This window comes from Pseudomonas imperatae (genome assembly GCF_057128625.1).
This window is the reverse complement of record NZ_JBSKHP010000006.1, coordinates 1-16,196: the sequence shown is the minus strand read 5'-3', so window position 1 is coordinate 16,196 and position 16,196 is coordinate 1. Positions and strand designations below refer to the sequence as shown.

The following is a 16,196-nucleotide window of genomic DNA, read 5'->3' as shown; positions in this document are numbered from 1 at the left end:
CGCAATACGTATCAGCAAGCCCTCAGCGAAAATCCCCCGCGCGAATCGAAAACCGCTCCATTTTCCCGTACAGCCCCGCCCGCGACACCTTCAACAGCTGCGCCGCCACCCGCACGTTGCCGCCGGTGCTGCGCAGGGCGCCGATGATCGCGCTCATCTCCTGGGTGCCCAGGTCCATGCCGCTCGCCTGCTCCTGGCCCGCCTCGCGGCGGCCCCTGTGCATCAGTTCCACCGGCAGGTCGGCTGGCTCGATCAGGCTGCCGGAGGCCATGTGCACCGCCCGCTCCACCGCGTTCTCCAGTTCGCGCACGTTGCCCGGCCAGCCATGGGCGGCCAGCACCTCCAAGGCTGCCGGGGCGAAACCGCTGACCGCCTTGCGCAACGACCGTGCGCACCGCTGCAGGAAGTGCTGCGCCAGCAGCGGAATGTCCTCGCGGCGCAGGCGCAGCGGCGGCACGCTGAGGTTGAGCACATTCAGACGGTAGTAGAGATCTTCGCGAAAGGCGCCCTCGGCCACGGCCTGGCTCAGGTTGCGGTGGGTGGCGGCGATGATGCGCACGTCCACCCGCCGCGATTTGCGCGCGCCCACCGGCGTCACCTCGCCTTCCTGCAACACGCGCAGCAGGCTGACCTGGGCGTCGAAGGCCATGTCGCCGATCTCGTCGAGGAAGATGGTGCCGCCGTCGGCCAGCTCGAACTTGCCCGCCGAGCCGCCGCGGGCCGCGCCGGTAAAGGCGCCCTCGCTGTGGCCGAACAGCTCACTCTGCACCAGGTCGCGGGGAATGGCCCCGCAGTTCACCGCCACGAAGGCGCCGGCGCTGCGCGGGCTGGCGTTGTGAATGGCCTGGGCGAACAGCTCCTTGCCGGTGCCGCTTTCGCCGAGGATCAGGGTGGTGGAATCACTCTGGCTGGCGATGCGCCCCAGGCGCAGGGCGTGCTGCATCACTGGCGAGCCGCCCAGGATGGTGTCGAAGGTGTAGCGCGCCTGGGCGCCCATGATGCGCCGGGTGATCTCGCGGATGCGCCGGTTTTCGCGCACCGACACCACCCGCCCCTGGCGCCCCACCAGGCACACCGACACCAGGCAGGCCAGCTGGCTGCCGTCGTGCAGCTGGAAGGTGCAGTCCAGGTCGCGCAGGCCGTCGCCGGCGTGCTGGCAGATCTCGGCATTGAGGTCGCTGCGCCCCAGCTGCGCGAAGGGGCTGCCCAGCAGCTCCGGGCCGGCCTTGAACAGCTGGCGGGCGTAGTGGTTGAGGGCCTTGATGCGCCCCGCCTCATCAAGCACCACCAGGCCTTCGTTGAGCAGTTCCAGCACGCTGCGCTGTTCCTGCAGCAGGCCCTGCAGCGCCAGCTGCCGGGAGATGGCCTCGCCCGCCGCCTGCACCGTGCCCAGGGTGTGGAAGTGGAACCAGCCGGGCTCGGCGGTCAGGGTCAGGATGGCCAGGGTACGGCCCTTGGCGTCGCGGATCGGCGCGGCGGCGCAATGCATGCGGCGTTGGCGCAGGGCGCTGGCGAAGTTTTCCTCGGCCAGCACGTACACCAGGCGGTCCTCGGCAATGGCCAGGCCGGTGCAGTTGGTGCCCTGGGTGGACTCCAGCAGCTGGCTGCCGATGGGCGTCAGCTCCAGGCCGCAGAAGCACAGGGTGGTGCCTTCGGCGTCGGTGAGGTTGATGTGGCCGCGCGGGTTGTAGGCCAGCAGGCCGCCCATGATCTCCATCGCCGTGTCGATCAGCAGCCGGTGCTCGTGCAGCTTGGCGGCCAGGCGCTGGGGGGTGACGAAGCGGTAGGCGGCGTCTTGCGGGTCGATGCCGGCGGCGCAACTGCGCCGCCAGGACTCCCAGATCAGCGGGCGGACCTTGGGCGGCCGCGCCGTTTGCCCCTCCAGGCAAGCCTGCCAGGCCTGTTCGAGGCCGGCGACGGGGCCGTCGCTGAGCTCGCGGGGGTCGAGGGTGGTGATGTAGTCGAGGGCTTCCTGGGTCAACTCCATGGGCGTCATCGCGGGCCTTGGCAGTGTCTGGATTCTGGACATGTCAGTGTAGACATGTCTTGGAAATAGACACCTCCAGCCCATGCAAAACTCATAAAGCCTAGGTAAATCAGTGGCTTATGGCGCTGGCACAGGCCTTGCTCTTTCCCTGTCCAAGCGTGACCACGCTTTCGCCCAACAACAAAAAAGGAGCGTCATCGATGAGCAACATCATTCGCCTGGGCCTGATCGGCGCCGGCCGCATGGGCAGCTTCCACGGCCAGACCGCCGCGCTGCATATTCCCGGCGCCTGCCTGGCCGCCATTGCCGACCCCACCCCCGGCCAGGCCGCGCGCCTGGCCGGGCAACTGGGCGTGCAGAAGGTCTACACCGACCCGCAGCAGCTGCTCGACGACCCGGACATCGACGGCGTGCTGATCGCCGCTCCAGCCCGCAGCCACGCGGAACTGGTGATCAGCGCCGCCCGCGCCGGCAAGGGCATCTTCTGCGAAAAACCCATGGCCATCACCCTTGATGAGGCCGACCGCGCCATCGCTGCCGCCGCAGACGCCCGGGTGCCGTTGCAGGTGGGCTTCAACCGCCGCTTCGCCCGCAGCTTCCGCCAGGCGCACCTGGACGTGGTCGGCGGGCGCATCGGCACGCCGCAGCTGCTGCGCTCGGTCACCCGTGACCCGGCGCTGAACAACCCGGCGGGCATTGGCCAGTGGGTGATCTTCCTGGAAACCCTGATCCACGACTTCGACGCCCTGCGCTACCTCAACCCCGGCGCCCAGGCGGTGGAGGTGTTCGTGATGGCCGACGCGCTGGTGGCGCCCGCCTTCAAGGCCAAGGGCCTGCTGGACACCGCCGTGGTCACGATTCGCTTCGACAACGGCGCCATCGCCACCGCCGAGGCCAACTTCCAGGCCGTGTACGGCTACGACGTGCGCGGCGAAGTGTTCGGCAGCGCCGGCATGCTGACCATGGGCAGCGTCGCCCAGTCCGAGCTGGTGCGCTACCTGGCCGACGGCATCCAGGCCGACACCCAGCGCCTGGACACCGACCTGCTGCGCGACGCCTACGTGGCCGAGCTCAACCACTTCGTCGGCTGCCTGCGCACCGGTGCCACGCCGCTGGCCAGTGGTGCCGACGCCCGCGCCGCGCTGGCCATCGCCCGCGCCTGCATCGAGTCTGTGCAACAGGGCAAGGCCATCCAGCTGGCGGGGGTGTCGGCATGAGCCACTGCCCGTTCACCCTCGCCATCAGCGCCGAAATGGTCTTCCTCGACCTGCCGTTGGTGGAGCGCGTGCGGCGCATTCATGCGCAGGGCTTCGCCGCCGAGATCTGGGACTGGACCCACAAGGACATCGCCGCGCTGGTGGCCACCGGCGCGCGCTTCACCTCCATGACCGGCTACATCGAGGGCAACCTCACCGAGGCCGACGGCATCCAACGCCTGCTGGAAACCGCGCGCGAGTCCCTGGGCGTGGCCGAGCAACTGGGCTGCCCCAGCCTCAACCTGCACGGCACCGGCCTTGGCGAAGGCGGCTTGCCGGTGCGGCCGGTGCAGGTCACCACCGGGCGCATGTGGCTGCAGGCCTGCAAGACCCTGGAGCAGCTCGCCCGCCTGGGCGAAGCGCACGGCAAGGTGTTCCTGCTGGAAAACCTCAACACCGCCGTGGACCACCCCGGCGTGCCGTTCGCCCGCGCCGAGGACACCCTGGCCCTGATCGAGGCCGTCGGCAGCCCGCACCTCAAGCTCAACCTGGACCTGTACCACGCGCAAATTGGCGAGGGCAATCTGATCGAACTGCTGCGCCGCGCCGGCCCCGCCATCGGCGAGATCCAGGTGGCCGACGTGCCCGGGCGCAGGGAACCCGGCACCGGCGAGATCAACTACCCGGCCATCGCCAGGGCCCTGCACGCGCTGGGCTACACCGGCGTGGTCGGCCTCGAAGGCTGGGCCTCGGGCGACTCGGCGCTGGCGTTGCAGCGGTTCCGCGAGGCGTTCACCTTGCACCTTTAAGCCTGTACTCCACCCCATAACAACAACAGGACACTCCCCATGCGTAGCTCCAGACTGCTTCTTGCCGCCGCTGCCTTGCTGGCCAGCCAGCTGGCGTTGGCCGACTACCGCGTCGGCATCACCATCGCCAAGGTCGACGACAATTTCATGACCTATATCCGCAACAACCTGGTGGAGGCCGCCAAGGAGCAGCACATCCAGGTGCAGGTGCAGGACGCCCAGGGTGACGTGGTGCGCCAGCTCAGCCAGGTGGAGGACTTCCTGGCGCAGAAGGTCGACGCCGTGATCGTGCTGCCCGCCGACACTGCCGGCGCAGTGAACATCACCCGCGCGGCCACCGCCGCCAAGGTGCCGCTGGTGTACGTCAACCGCCGCCCGGACGAGAAAACGCTGCCGCCCGGCGTGGCGGCGGTGACCTCCAACGACATCGAGGCCGGCCAACTGCAGATGCGCTACCTGGCGGAGAAAATGGGCGGCAAGGGCAACCTGGCGATCATCATGGGCGACCTGGTGAACAACGCCACGTTGGGCCGCACCGAAGGGCTCAAGCAGGTGCTCAAGCAGTACCCGGACATCAAGATCGTCGGCGAGCAAACGGCCCTGTGGCAGCGTGACAAAGGCATGGACCTGACCAGCAACTGGCTGCTGGCCGGCACCCGCATCGACGGCATCGCCGCCAACAACGACGAGATGGCCATCGGCGCGGCCATGGCCTTGAAGCAGGCCGGCCAGCAAGATACTCCCGTGGTGGGCATCGACGGCCTGCCCGATGGCCTGGCCGCCATCGACAAGGGCCTGCTCGCTGCCTCGGTGTTCCAGGACCCCAAGGCCCAGGCGCAGGCGGCGGTGGCCATCGCGCTGAAGATGATCCAGGGCGAGCAGGTGAGTGGCGACACCTTCGTGCCCTTCCAGCTGATCAAGCCTGACCAGGTGCCGCTGTTCGCGGCGCGTTTCAAATAGCCACCGCTTGCCGCTTGCCGCATGCCTCGGGCGAGCGGCAAGCCCCCTGTTCGTGTACCCTGCCCCGCGTCGTCAGAATGAAAGGGGCTGCCACCGTGCCGACCACACCCCTCGCTGCGCGCGAGGTTTACCAAGTGCTGCGGGACGTCGCCATGGGCGAACGCCGCTTGCAACGGCTGGACGCCGTGACCTTCGACGTCGATGACTGGGTCATTACGCTGCACTGCGACGGCGCCGTGCTGGAGTACTGCGAGAGCTGCCACGGCCCGGATGCCCGGGCCTATCGCTTCGACGCGTCCAAGCCCTACGGCAGCAACCCCGTGGAGCTGTTGAGCGGCTGGGAACGGGCGCAGCTGGAGCGGTTGCTCAGCGCCACCTGAGCGCTTTCAAGCCGATAAAAAGAACCGATACCTGCTTAAGCATTTCCCGGAGGAGGCGCCCACCACCCGAGGCCTATAGTCGTGCCCAACGTTCGGCTGTCGGACGGTTCCTCCGTACAACAATAAAAAGGTGAGCGCATGAGTCACGAAGCAGATTTCAGCTTGAACGCCAGCGGCCGCAGCACAGGCGCCAGCCTGGACAAACACACCCTGAAGACCCTGTTGCGCGCCGGTGCACTGGGCGGCCTGACCGGCGCGGTGTGCATCTGGGTCTACGAGGCGTTGATCTGGGTGGGCGTGCAGCACTTGCTGCCGTTGGCCGGCATCCCGCGCAACGCCACGGGGCTGGTGTTCGGCAAGGACGTGCAGGAGGCCCTGGGCCTGTGGGCGTCGGTGCTGGGTACGGTCATTCACTTCGCCTTCGCCATCGGCTGGGGCGTGTTGTTCGCGCTGATCTGGCCGTATTTCCGCCGTCGCGGCTATGAAGCCACTTTCATCGCCCTGTTCTACGCAGTCATCGCCTGGCTGGCGATGCACGTGGCCATCTCCATCGCCTCCGACAACCACCCCAACTACTACGACCCGGCGGTGATCATCGGCGGCTTCATGTCGCACTTCTTCTTCACGGTGCCGTTGGCGTTGACGGTAAAGCGGTTGTTGACGGCGCGCTAGGGCGCAAGGCTGGCAAGCGGCTCCCAGGTGGGTGTGGTCCAGCACTCACTTGGTAAATCCTTAATTGCTCGCGTCGCCGGGCATTTTTTCTTCAGCGACCCAAGAAAATCTTAACTTAAGGGGATTATCACCATTTTTTCTTCACTCGCCAGCGCTCCCGGCGAAAATTGCGTGGCCTAAGCGCTCAGCGCGTCAACATGATCTTCAACCCCAACCCGATAAACACCGTGCCCGCGACCCGATCCAGGATCACCCCCGCCTTGGGCCGACGGTTCAGCCACTGCCCCAGCGCGCCAGAAAAATAGCCCAGCAGGCCGAACAGCAGCGCCGCCTGCAGGGTGAAGGTCAGCCCCAGCTGCGCCACCTGGGCGCCAACGCTGCCGTTGCCGGCGACCACGAACTGCGGCAGGAACGACAGGAAGAACAGCACCACCTTGGGGTTGATGGCGTTGGCGAAGCAGCCTTTGAAAAACAGCTTTGCCAGCGACTCGTCCGCGACGTTGACTGCGCCGACCTTCACCGCGCCAGAGCTGCGCCAGGCGTTGTAGCCCAGCCAGATCAGGTACAGGCCGCCGGCGATCTTCAACAGGGTGAAAGCGGTAGGCGACGCGGCGATCAAGGCGCTGACGCCGACCACCGCCAGCAGCGTGTGGCTGAGGCAGCCAAAGGCGCAGCCCAGGCCAAAGGCGATGCCCTGGCGCCGGCCCTTGGACATGCCCATGCCCAGCACCATCAGGTTGTCCGGGCCGGGCGTGGCGGTGATCAGCAGCGCGGCTGCGAGGAATCCGAGGAATTGCTGCAAGGTCAACATCGTCAGGAAGGCTCCAGCCAGGCAACGCTGGGCAGCGCCGTGCGGTTGATGCCCACCACGTCGCAGAACTCCAGGATCGGCAGCACGTAGGTCACCACCCGCGCGCCGAAGCTGCCGTCGGGCCGCTGGCGTGCGGCACGGCACAGCGGGCCGGCGCGCTCGGGGTCCTGGTTGGCCTTGACCTCGATGGCATTGGGGCGATCGAGGTGGCCGTTGCTGGCCAGGTACCCCAGGGTCTGCTCGAAGGCCCGGCGCGGCAGGCGCACGCGGGTGGCACGCTCGGCCCCGGTGAACACGTCGATGTGCGTCTCGCCGCCCTCGCCTACGAGGAAATTGCGCTGGCCGCCCGGCGTCAGCAGGGAGGCGCCGGCGGCTTCGGTGATGGCTTGCCAGAGCGCGGGCGAGACGTGGGGAGCGGGCATAAATCGAGTCCATGAAAAAACGGGGCGCCAGTGTGCCACGCCGCGTCGAAAGCGCCTAGAACCACCCCGTAGCAGCTGCCGAAGGCTGCGTCCTGAGCCTTGCCTGAAGGAGTACGTATGTACTCCACCCTCCTTAACCCAGCCCCGCCACATACGCCCACGGGTAAATCCCGCGGTCATGCCCATCGCTGAACACCACCTGCAGCCCATACCCTTGGTCCACCACCTGGGTGATGCGCACCTCAGGGTTCACCACGTCGATTCGCCCACGCAGCCGTGCCGCTCGGCAGTGGGAACAGGGGCAGCGTGCGCGCAACTGGCCATGGGTGAGCACCTGTACCCTGCCGCCGGGCCACTCCACCTTCAGCACACCGCTGTGCGAGCTGTTGCGCACGGCCACGGGCGTGCTCATGGCTGCAGCTGCGACAGGGCGATACGTACGGCCTTGCGCACTTCGGGGTCGCCATCGTGTTCGGCCGCCCACAGGGCCGGCAAGGCGCGGGCGTCGCCGAACTCGCCGAGGGCCAGGGCTGATTCCTTGCGCAGGTTGCTGATGCTGTGCGCCAGCAACGCCTCGACCGCGGCCCGTGCCGGGCGGTATTTGAGGCGGCCCAGGGAGCGCACGGCGCGCAGGCGCACTTGCCAATAGGCGTCGTCTGCCGCGGCCACCAACGCCGGGCCGGCGCCGTCGTCGCCGACCTTGCCCAACGTGCTGGCAGCTTCCTCGCGCACCCGCCAGTGCGGGTCGCCCAGCGCGGCGGTCAGGGCGTCGGTCACTGCCGGGGTGCTGGCAAAACCAATAGCGCCGGCGGCCATGCGTCGTACCTCCAGGTCGTCGTCGTTGGCCAGGTGTCGGGCCAGGTCGGCCAGCGCTTCGGTGTGCTTCAACCACCCCAGAATGCCCACGGCTTCGCGGCGAATGTCGGCGGCAGCGTCCTGCAACGCTTCGCGGGCCACCTCGGCGCTGTCCGCCAGGCGCAGCTCGCGCAAGGCGCGCAAGGCACTGGCACGCACGAAGGGATCGGCGTGGCGCGCCCAGGGCAACACCCAGCGCCCGGCGGCTTCGGTCTTCAGCTGGGACAGGCTTTGCGCGGCCGCTTCGCGCACCTGGGCGTCGGTGTCGGCCAGGGCTTCGCACAGGCCGGCTACTACCGGCTGTTCTTCCCAGGCTTCCAGCAGGCGCGCGGCTTCGGCGCGCACGCTGGCGGCGGGGTCGTGCTTGAGGGTGGCGATTAGCCACGGCAGGCTGTCGGGGTCTTCAAGGTCGGCCAGGGCGATCACGGCGATGCGCCGCACCACCGGGTCGGCGTCTTCCAGGCGCGGTTGCAGGTCAAGGATATCGGGGTTGTCGGTGCTCAGGGTCATGGTTGGCTCACAGTGCAATTCGGGACAGGTCGTGTGGCAGGGGCAGGCCAAGGGGGGTCAGGCGCGGCAACGCCGGTGCGTCGGGGCCGTGTTCCAGCAGCTCCAGGCAGTGGCGCTTGAGGGCGACGAACTCGGGGCTGGTCAGCAATCCCGGCTGCCGGGGCCGCTGGAACGGCAGCTGCAGGTCGGCGATGAAACGCCCGGGCCGGGCGCTCATCACCAGGATGCGGTCGCCCAGGAACAACGCCTCATCGATGTCGTGGGTGACGAACACTACGGTGGTGCCGATGCGCCCCCAGATATCCAGCAGCAGTTGCTGCATGCGCGCACGGGTCTGCGCGTCCAGGGCGCCAAAGGGCTCGTCCATCAGCAGCAGGCGCGGCCGATTGATCAACACCCGGGCGATTTCGGCACGCTGCTGCATGCCGCCCGAGAGCTGCCGCGGCCAATGCCCGGCAAAATCCTCCAGGCCCACCCAACGCAGCATTTCCAGGGCCTGGCGATGGCGCTCGGCGGTGGCCACGCCTTGCATCTTCAGGCCGAAGGCGACGTTGTCGAGCACACTGCGCCAGGGCAGCAAGGTGTGGTGCTGGAACACCATGCCACGGCTCGGCGACGGCCCGTTTACCGCCGCGCCGTCCACGCGCAGTTGGCCACTGCTGGGCTGCAGGTGGCCGGCCAGCGCGCCCAGCAAGGTGGATTTGCCGCAACCCGAAGGCCCCAGGATGCACACAAACTGGCCCGGCTCGATGCTGAAGTCCAGCGCCTGCACCGCTTCGAACGCCTCGGCGCCAGCGCCCAGGCGAATACCCACGCGTTCGCCTTCGATGCGCCCGGCACTCATTGCTGTGCCCCCGCCTGGCTGTGCCATGGCATGCACCAGGCGCCCAGGCGTTTCACCAGCAGGCTGCTGAGCAGCCCGAATAGGCCGATCAGCAGCATGCCGACCATGATGTCCGCGTAGTTCTGCAAGGTGTACGACTCCCAGGTGTAATAGCCCAGGCCCCATTGCCCGGAGATCATTTCGGCGGTCACCAGGCAGAACCACGAGGTGCCCATGCCGATGGCAAGGCCGGTGACGATGCTGGGCCCGGCGCCCGGCAGCACCACTTCGCGCAGGATGGCCAGCCGCCCTGCCCCCAGGCTACGGGCCGAAGCCACCAACCGGCGGTCGACGTTCTCCACGCCGTGCACGGTATTCAGCAGGATCGGGAACAGCGCGCCGGTGAAGGTGATGAAGACCATCGACAGCTCCGATGAGGGGAACATCAGGATCGCCAGGGGAATCCACGCCACCGCCGGAATCGGCCGCAGCACTTCCAGTGGTGGCAGCAGCAGGTCGGACGCCCAGCGCCAGCGGCCAATCAATACACCCAGCGCCACCCCCAGCAGCGCCGCGGTGGCATAGCCGGCCGCCACCCGCGCCAGGCTGGCGGCCACGTGGCGGGCCAGGGCGGCGGACGACAGCAGTTCGTGCAGCGCCGCGAACACCTCGCCCGGGGTGGGCACGTTGCGAAAGGTCACCAACCCCAGGTCCAGGTGGTGGCCGGCCGCGACCTGCCAGAACAGCAGGCAGGCCAGTATCGACAGCCCGCGCAGGCCCCAGCGGGCCGGAATGGAATGGCTCATGGCTGGTCCTCAGCGCGCAGTCAGCGCAGCGGTGCCGGTAACGCCGGCGAAGTCCAGCACCTGCCCGCCGCGGCTTTGCGCGTCACGGCTGGCCTGGTCCTTGAGCAGGAAGGCGTCGACCCGGCCCTGGGCGGTCTTGACGAACCAGGCGTCGTCGGCCAGCAGCTTGATGCCGCTGTCGCTGGCCTGGGCGTAGAAGCCACGGATCGGCGTGCCCGCCTGCTTCAGCGCCGCCAGTTGCACCAGCGCCTCTTCAGGCGTGGCATAGCTGCGCACCTTGGCTTCACCCTTGACCCAGATTTGCGCCACCCGCTTGAAATCGGTGATCGGCTGGCCGGTCACGGCGTCCCTGGCCACCAGCGGCTGCGGCGCATAGTTGGCGAGGGCCTTGGCGTAATCGACGCCGCTGGCCTTGAAGGCAGCCCGCAGGTACTGGTCGTCGATGAAGGTGTCGGTGTTCAAGCCACGGTCAGCCTTCTTCAATAGCTTCAGCGTATCGATGGCGGTGCTCACGGCCTGGCGGTATTCAGGCTTCCAGGTCAGGTCGCGGGTCTGCAGGCCCAGCGGGCCGTGGTACAGGTAGTTCACCGCAGCGTCGATGCCGGTGACTTTTTCGATCAACTCGCTGTACTGCTCGGGCTGCTCGGCCAGCAGGCGGTTGGCTTCCTGCGTGGCTCGCAGGTAGGCGACGACGATCTCCGGGTACTGGCGGGCAAAATCCTGTTCCACCAGGGCGCCATGGAAGGTCGGCGCCTTGGCTTGCGAGCCGTCGTAGATCTTGCGCGCAAAACCTCGGCTGACGAACAGCTCGGCGAACGGCACGAAGTCGGCGTGGGCGTCGATCTTGCCCGCCTGCAGCGCCGAGCCGGCCACTTCCGGCGGCTGGGCGATGATGGTCAGGTCGCGCTCCGGGTCCCAGCCCTGGGCCGCCACGGCGCGCAGCAGCATGCCGTGGGCCGTGGAGGCGAACGGCACGGAGACGGTCTTGCCCTTGAGTTCGGCAATCGACTGCACCGACGAGTCCTTGGGCACCACGATACCGTTGCCGCTGCCCTGCACGCTGCCCGACAACACGTTGATAAACAGGCTGTGATGCCCCGCCGCCTCATGGGCCACGCCGTTGAGGGCGCCGGGGAAATCGGCCATGGCGCCGAAGTCCAGCTTGCCAGCGACCATCTCGTTGGTCAGGGGCGCGCCGCTGGTGAAGTTCTTCCACTGGATGTCGTACTGGGCGTCCTTGTACTGGCCGTCATGGGGCAAATACTTCTGCAGCAGGCCCAGCTCACGAATCATCAGGCCACCGGCGGCGCAATTGATGGTGGTGTCCTGGGTGCCGATGGCAATGCGGATGGTCTGCGCCTGGGCGCCGAAAGCGGTGGCCGCCAGCAGCAGGCCGGCCAGTGTGGTACGAAGCATCATAGGTTATCCCCTCGGCGGGTGTTCAGCGCAACAGGTAAGGAATTTCCACTTTCACCGCGCCCGTGGGGCAGTCGGTTTCGCAGGGCATGCAGTACCAGCATTCATCGAACTGCATGAACGCCTTGTGGGTGGTGGGGTCGATGGCCAGCAGGTCCATCGGGCAAACGTCGACGCACACGGTGCAGCCCTTCTCGGCAATGCACTTGTCGCTGTCCACGGTCACCGGGGCGGTGCTGCGGAAGAAAATATCCTGGGGGGCAAAGGCCATGGTGCGGTCCTCGATGGCGGGCAGAAGTCAGGCAGGTTGGCCGGGGGCCACCCGCAGCCGGTTGTAGGCGGTGCGCTCGTCGTTATCCAGGGCCACCACATAGGGTTCCACCGGTCGCTTGAAACTGACCATGCGGCCATCGGCGTCCTTCTTCAGGTGGCAATGGCAGAACCAGTCGGCATCGTTGCGCAGCGGGTGGTCCACCCGGTGGTGGTACAGGCCCCAGCGGCTTTCCTCACGGAACAGCGAGGCGCGCGCGGCCATTTCCGCGCAGTCGCGAATCACCGTCACTTCCAGGGCGCGCATCAGTTCGTGGGGGTTGCTGGCCTTCATGCTGGCCAGGTCCGCCTCGATCTGCGCGAAGCGCTGCAGGCCGATCTCCATCTTGCGGGTGACCTTGGGCGGCTGCAGGTAATCGTTCACCATGCGCCGCAGCTTGTATTCCACCTGCGCTGGCGGCAGCCCGTGTTCACGCAGCAATGGCGCGTACACCCGCGCCTGTTCAGCCGCCACCTGCCCGGCAGACGGCGCCTGGAAAGCCACGGTGGCCACGTGGTCGGCAGCGTTGACGCCGGCGAACCAGCCGTAGGTAAAGGCGCCGAGCATGTAGTTGTGCGGCACTGCGGCCATATCGCCCGCCGAGTACAGGCCTTTCACCGAGGTTTCCGCGCGCTCGTTCACCCACACGCCCGAGGCGCTGTGGCCGCTGCAGAAACCGATTTCGGAGATGTGCATTTCCACCATCTGCTGGCGGTAGTCGGTGCCGCGCCCTGCGTGGAACTGGCCACGGCTGGGACGCTCGTTGCTGTGCAGGATCTGCTCGATGTTCTGGATGGTTTCTTCGGCCAGGTGGTCCAACTTGAGGAACACCGGGCCGTTGCCGCCCTCGAGTTCCTGGTGGAACTCCCACATCATCTGGCCGCTCCAGTAGTCGCACTCGATGAAGCGCTCGCCCTTGTTGTTGGCGGTGTAGCCCCCCAGCGGGCCGGTGACGTAGGCGCAGGCCGGACCGTTGTAGTCCTTGATCAGCGGGTTGATCTGGAAGCACTCCAGGTTCGCCAGCTCCGCGCCTGCGTGGTAGGCCATGGCGTAACCGTCGCCGGCGTTGGTGGGGTTCTCGTAGGTGCCCATCAGGTAGCCCGAAGCCGGCAGCCCCAGGCGCCCGGCGGCGCCGCAGCAGAGAATCACCGCCTTGGCCTTGATCACGTGGAAGTCGGCGGTGCGGCAGTCGAAGCCCATCACGCCGCTGACCGCGCCTTCGCTATCCGTCAACAAACGGGTGGCGATGACCCGGTTGGTGATCTCGACCCGCGCCCGCTTGAGCTGGCGGTACAGCACCTTCTTGATGTCGTGGCCTTCGGGCATCGGCAACACGTAGGCGCCCATGTGGTGCACCTTCTTCACCGCGTAGTCGCCGGTCTCGTCCTTTTCGAACTTCACGCCCCAACGGTCGAGCTGCTCGATGGTTTCGAAGCTGTGTTCGGCGTAGGCCAGCACGGCCGTCTGGTTGACGATGCCGTCATTGGCGACGGTGATTTCCTTGGTGTACTGCTGCGCCGTGGCGTGGCCGGGAATGACCGCGTTGTTGAGGCCGTCCATGCCCATGCTGATGGCACCGCTGCGCTTGACGTTGGCCTTGTCCAGCAGCAGCACGCGCAGGTCGCGGTTGCGCTCCTTGGCCTTGATGGCCGCCATGGGGCCGGCCGTGCCACCGCCGATGACGACGATGTCGTACTCGCGCTCGATTGTCTTGAACTCGGTCATCCCCTGCTCCTCTTGCGCGGCACCCAACAGGTCGCCGCCGCACCTTGATGTAACTTGTTATAACAAGATAGGGGAGGATGTTATTGGTTATCACGGGAGAGCCGTAAATACTGTTTGGCTATAACGATATATTGGCTGTCAGCGGTCGATGCGCAGACGGTACTGGAACGCGTCGCCGCGGTAATACAGGTATTCGAAGTCCAGCGGCTGGCCGTCGGCGGTGTGGGTCAAGCGCTCGATGCGCATGATCGGCGCCTTCGCCTTCACGCCCAGCGCGGCAGCCATGGCTGCATCGGCTTCGGTGGCGTCGATGGCAAGGTCCGCATGCCCCAGGGCAATGTCCAGGTCGTTTTCCAGAATCAGGAAAATGTCGCGGGTGGCCAGGTCCGCCGAGGCCAGGCGGCGCCCCACCGCTTCGGGCAAGTAGGTGATTTCCAGGGACACGGGCTCGCGATTGACCAGCCGCACCCGGCGAATCTCCGCCACTGCTTGCCCCTCCTCCAGCCCCAGCCGCTGAGCGACGATGGCATCCGCCGGCACGTACTCGAAGCCACACATGCGGTTGACCACTTCGTGCCCGGACGCCGCCAGCGCTTCGGCCAGCCCTTGCAGTGAACTGACGTTCTGGAACGCCTTGGGCTTGGACACAAAGGTGCCCTTGCCGTGGATCTTGAAGATCAGCCCTTCCTTTTGCAGGTCGCCCAGCGCCTGGCGCACGGTAATGCGGCTGACGCCGAACGCTGCGCCCAGTTCGCTCTCCGAACCCATGCGGCTGCTGGGCGGGTAGGTGCCATCCAGAATGCGCGAGCGCAGGTGTTCCTTGAGTTGCGCGTACAGCGGCACGGGGGACTGGCTGGTGAGTTTGGCGGGCGGCTCGGGTGTCATGGGGTGTCGCTTGGCAGTGAGGGAGATGAACGGGCGGTAGACTACCTTAGCTAGGGTGAGCATTTCACCCTGCTTGACGGCTCGGTGGTCAAGTACGACACCACCAGGACCGTGGGCACGCGGCGCCTGAGGACGCGGCCTTGGGGCCGCTGCTACGGGGTATGACGGCGGTCAAAGCCGGCCGAAGTTGATCCCCAGCGGCACGTTGAGTGCGTAACCACATCCAACCAGCAGCATCATGATGACCACCCAGTTAAATCCTCGGGAGGCCAGGATGGTTTGTCGGTAGTGTTTCCGATACAGCCACGTCCAATGCGTAGCCACCAGCAAATAAGCCCCCCCGGCAGCCAGCCACATCAATTTCCCGCCGGGCGTTTTTTTCCATAGCAGCATCAACGCCATGACAGCCAGGCTACCGCCGATACCCAGCCAGGTCTTGAAGCCGATCCGTACCTGTTCCCCACTGAAATACCTGAACAGGCGAACCAGGCCAAACAGTCCCCACCACAGAAATAAGGGGATAAGCAGCAAGACCAGCAATGACACCGCGCCAAAGGCAAACAGCGCGATGAGCGGCACGTAGCGGAAGGACAAATACGCATAGACGCACATCAACGGACAGATGACGCCGTAGAGCTGCAGCTGCACCAGCCGAGGGTGATAACGGAAAAAACGGTCCATGTAGGTTTCCTTGATCGTCCAGGTCATTGGCGCCCGAAGCGCCAGCGCAGCCTAACGACATGGGCCGGCGCCGTGCGATAAACCAGCCGCCGCTTCAGCAACCGTTCAGCACTCCTGTAGCAGCGGCCCCAGGCCGCGTCAGGGAGCGTGAACATGAAAGATATCGTTATGCCATCACCCATGGTTGCCCTGTCGCGCCCTGCCCCCGATAATCAAGCCCTCTGAATACCCCCAAGCAAGGAACCGCTGTGAAAAAAGCTTTATTGTTGGTGCCGTTGTTCGCCCTGTTGCTGCAAGGCTGTGGCGCCACCATGACCCCCTACGAGCCCAACTTCGATAACGTCCAGACCCTCAAGCAGCACGCTCCCCTGCAACCGGTGACCCCGGCCCAGGTGACCGCGGCGCCGGGCCAGGGCTCGATGTTCGTGCGCATGAACCCCATCAGCTCGCCCAGCGGCAGCATTGCCGGCCACGTGCAGGACGCGCTCAACGGTGAGCTGGCCCGCGCCGGGCTGGTTAACCCGCAGTCGCCACGCCATCTGAATGTGCTGGTAACCGAAACCAACCTGGCTGCAGGCCTGGTGACAGGCAATGGCACCCTGGCGGCGCGGTTCACCTTGCTGGACGGTTCGGTGGTGAAGTATGACGCTACCAAGACGGTGAACAGCGAGTGGAGCAGTAGTTTTTTCGGGGTGATTGCCGTCGCGAATGCGGCGAATGCTTATAACCCGCTCGTGCGTGACCTGCTCAAAGCGCTGTACAGCGATCCGTTGTTCACCCAGGCGCTGGCGCAGAAGTAATTGCGGTAGCTCTCGATCGGATTTTGATCTGCTGTTGATCTGCTTGTGATCTGGCTCTTGATCTTGATCTTGCTTGTGATCTTGATTGTATGCCCCGTAAAGCGCCAGGGCCGACTGGAGGCGTCGATCAACGGGCTGCCCGAAGGGC

Annotated in this window: 18 protein-coding genes; 6 read left to right on the top strand and 12 right to left on the bottom strand. The window is 66.4% G+C overall.

Annotation, left to right across the window (positions count from 1 at the left end; translation table 11 throughout):
• Positions 1-22: 22 nt before the first annotated feature.
• The gene (locus ACWKWX_RS09360; RefSeq protein ID WP_483827733.1) at positions 23-1,996 is read right to left on the bottom strand and encodes a sigma-54-dependent Fis family transcriptional regulator; all 1,974 of its coding nucleotides are present in this window, start codon (positions 1,994-1,996) and stop codon (positions 23-25) included.
• Between the two features lie 191 nt (positions 1,997-2,187).
• Here ACWKWX_RS09360 and ACWKWX_RS09355 point away from each other — a divergent pair, with 191 nt between their 5' ends.
• From ACWKWX_RS09355 to ACWKWX_RS09335, 5 genes are all read left to right on the top strand, one after another.
• Positions 2,188-3,204 (top strand): Gfo/Idh/MocA family oxidoreductase, encoded by a 1,017-nt coding sequence (locus ACWKWX_RS09355; RefSeq protein WP_483827578.1) that lies wholly within the window; start codon positions 2,188-2,190, stop codon positions 3,202-3,204.
• Positions 3,201-3,992 (top strand): TIM barrel protein, encoded by a 792-nt coding sequence (locus ACWKWX_RS09350; protein ID WP_483827577.1) that lies wholly within the window; start codon positions 3,201-3,203, stop codon positions 3,990-3,992. Before ACWKWX_RS09355 ends, ACWKWX_RS09350 begins: the two co-directional genes overlap by 4 nt.
• A 39-nt stretch (positions 3,993-4,031) precedes the next feature.
• Positions 4,032-4,952, top strand: a complete 921-nt coding sequence (locus ACWKWX_RS09345) for a substrate-binding domain-containing protein (protein WP_483827576.1) — start codon at positions 4,032-4,034, stop codon at positions 4,950-4,952.
• A 95-nt stretch (positions 4,953-5,047) separates the two neighbouring features.
• On the top strand, positions 5,048-5,332 hold the full coding sequence (locus ACWKWX_RS09340) for a DUF7693 family protein (protein WP_483827575.1): 285 nt from the start codon (positions 5,048-5,050) through the stop codon (positions 5,330-5,332).
• A gap of 138 nt (positions 5,333-5,470) precedes the next feature.
• A complete protein-coding gene (locus ACWKWX_RS09335) occupies positions 5,471-6,004 on the top strand; it encodes a hypothetical protein (RefSeq protein WP_483827574.1) in 534 nt (177 codons plus the stop codon).
• Positions 6,005-6,188: 184 nt separating this feature from the next.
• Here the strand turns inward: ACWKWX_RS09335 and ACWKWX_RS09330 are convergent, their stop codons facing one another.
• From ACWKWX_RS09330 to ACWKWX_RS09280, 11 genes are all read right to left on the bottom strand, one after another.
• Positions 6,189-6,815: a LysE family translocator gene (locus ACWKWX_RS09330; RefSeq protein WP_473006773.1), complete on the bottom strand. Its 627-nt coding sequence runs from the start codon at positions 6,813-6,815 to the stop codon at positions 6,189-6,191.
• Positions 6,816-6,817: 2 nt separating this feature from the next.
• Positions 6,818-7,237, bottom strand: a complete 420-nt coding sequence (locus ACWKWX_RS09325) for a hypothetical protein (RefSeq protein WP_483827573.1) — start codon at positions 7,235-7,237, stop codon at positions 6,818-6,820.
• A 133-nt stretch (positions 7,238-7,370) separates the two neighbouring features.
• The gene (locus ACWKWX_RS09320; protein ID WP_483827572.1) at positions 7,371-7,649 is read right to left on the bottom strand and encodes a DUF971 domain-containing protein; all 279 of its coding nucleotides are present in this window, start codon (positions 7,647-7,649) and stop codon (positions 7,371-7,373) included.
• Positions 7,646-8,602 carry a HEAT repeat domain-containing protein gene (locus tag ACWKWX_RS09315; RefSeq protein ID WP_483827571.1) on the bottom strand — a complete coding sequence of 319 codons (957 nt, stop codon included), beginning with the start codon at positions 8,600-8,602 and terminating at the stop codon, positions 7,646-7,648. The genes ACWKWX_RS09320 and ACWKWX_RS09315 overlap by 4 nt, the downstream gene beginning before the upstream one ends.
• Before the next feature lie 7 nt (positions 8,603-8,609).
• Complete coding sequence (locus ACWKWX_RS09310) at positions 8,610-9,446, bottom strand: ABC transporter ATP-binding protein (protein WP_483827570.1); 837 nt, start codon at positions 9,444-9,446, stop codon at positions 8,610-8,612.
• Entirely contained in the window at positions 9,443-10,231 is a 789-nt protein-coding gene (locus tag ACWKWX_RS09305) for an ABC transporter permease (RefSeq protein ID WP_483827569.1), read from the bottom strand. Before ACWKWX_RS09305 ends, ACWKWX_RS09310 begins: the two co-directional genes overlap by 4 nt.
• A 9-nt stretch (positions 10,232-10,240) precedes the next feature.
• Positions 10,241-11,650 carry an ABC transporter substrate-binding protein gene (locus ACWKWX_RS09300; RefSeq protein ID WP_483827568.1) on the bottom strand — a complete coding sequence of 470 codons (1,410 nt, stop codon included), beginning with the start codon at positions 11,648-11,650 and terminating at the stop codon, positions 10,241-10,243.
• A 22-nt stretch (positions 11,651-11,672) separates the two neighbouring features.
• Positions 11,673-11,918, bottom strand: a complete 246-nt coding sequence (locus tag ACWKWX_RS09295) for a 4Fe-4S dicluster domain-containing protein (RefSeq protein ID WP_416424347.1) — start codon at positions 11,916-11,918, stop codon at positions 11,673-11,675.
• 27 nt (positions 11,919-11,945) lie between these two features.
• A complete protein-coding gene (locus ACWKWX_RS09290) occupies positions 11,946-13,682 on the bottom strand; it encodes a fumarate reductase/succinate dehydrogenase flavoprotein subunit (protein ID WP_483827567.1) in 1,737 nt (578 codons plus the stop codon).
• A gap of 138 nt (positions 13,683-13,820) precedes the next feature.
• Positions 13,821-14,567, bottom strand: coding sequence for a GntR family transcriptional regulator (locus tag ACWKWX_RS09285; RefSeq protein WP_416427609.1), 747 nt, complete (start codon positions 14,565-14,567; stop codon positions 13,821-13,823).
• Between the two features lie 171 nt (positions 14,568-14,738).
• Complete coding sequence (locus tag ACWKWX_RS09280) at positions 14,739-15,248, bottom strand: hypothetical protein (protein ID WP_416424349.1); 510 nt, start codon at positions 15,246-15,248, stop codon at positions 14,739-14,741.
• A 248-nt stretch (positions 15,249-15,496) separates the two neighbouring features.
• On the opposite strand from ACWKWX_RS09280, the gene ACWKWX_RS09275 reads away from it, so the two are divergent.
• Complete coding sequence (locus tag ACWKWX_RS09275; protein WP_416424350.1) at positions 15,497-16,048, top strand: hypothetical protein; 552 nt, start codon at positions 15,497-15,499, stop codon at positions 16,046-16,048.
• Positions 16,049-16,196: the final 148 nt, after the last annotated feature.

Coding starts and splice junctions, on each gene's coding strand:
- ACWKWX_RS09360 (WP_483827733.1), bottom strand. CDS start 1,996: ATGACGCCCATGGAGTTGACCCAGGAAGCCCTCGACTACATCACCACC.
- ACWKWX_RS09355 (WP_483827578.1), top strand. CDS start 2,188: ATGAGCAACATCATTCGCCTGGGCCTGATCGGCGCCGGCCGCATGGGC.
- ACWKWX_RS09350 (WP_483827577.1), top strand. CDS start 3,201: ATGAGCCACTGCCCGTTCACCCTCGCCATCAGCGCCGAAATGGTCTTC.
- ACWKWX_RS09345 (WP_483827576.1), top strand. CDS start 4,032: ATGCGTAGCTCCAGACTGCTTCTTGCCGCCGCTGCCTTGCTGGCCAGC.
- ACWKWX_RS09335 (WP_483827574.1), top strand. CDS start 5,471: ATGAGTCACGAAGCAGATTTCAGCTTGAACGCCAGCGGCCGCAGCACA.
- ACWKWX_RS09330 (WP_473006773.1), bottom strand. CDS start 6,815: ATGTTGACCTTGCAGCAATTCCTCGGATTCCTCGCAGCCGCGCTGCTG.
- ACWKWX_RS09325 (WP_483827573.1), bottom strand. CDS start 7,237: ATGCCCGCTCCCCACGTCTCGCCCGCGCTCTGGCAAGCCATCACCGAA.
- ACWKWX_RS09320 (WP_483827572.1), bottom strand. CDS start 7,649: ATGAGCACGCCCGTGGCCGTGCGCAACAGCTCGCACAGCGGTGTGCTG.
- ACWKWX_RS09315 (WP_483827571.1), bottom strand. CDS start 8,602: ATGACCCTGAGCACCGACAACCCCGATATCCTTGACCTGCAACCGCGC.
- ACWKWX_RS09310 (WP_483827570.1), bottom strand. CDS start 9,446: ATGAGTGCCGGGCGCATCGAAGGCGAACGCGTGGGTATTCGCCTGGGC.
- ACWKWX_RS09305 (WP_483827569.1), bottom strand. CDS start 10,231: ATGAGCCATTCCATTCCGGCCCGCTGGGGCCTGCGCGGGCTGTCGATA.
- ACWKWX_RS09300 (WP_483827568.1), bottom strand. CDS start 11,650: ATGATGCTTCGTACCACACTGGCCGGCCTGCTGCTGGCGGCCACCGCT.
- ACWKWX_RS09295 (WP_416424347.1), bottom strand. CDS start 11,918: ATGGCCTTTGCCCCCCAGGATATTTTCTTCCGCAGCACCGCCCCGGTG.
- ACWKWX_RS09290 (WP_483827567.1), bottom strand. CDS start 13,682: ATGACCGAGTTCAAGACAATCGAGCGCGAGTACGACATCGTCGTCATC.
- ACWKWX_RS09285 (WP_416427609.1), bottom strand. CDS start 14,567: ATGACACCCGAGCCGCCCGCCAAACTCACCAGCCAGTCCCCCGTGCCG.
- ACWKWX_RS09280 (WP_416424349.1), bottom strand. CDS start 15,248: ATGGACCGTTTTTTCCGTTATCACCCTCGGCTGGTGCAGCTGCAGCTC.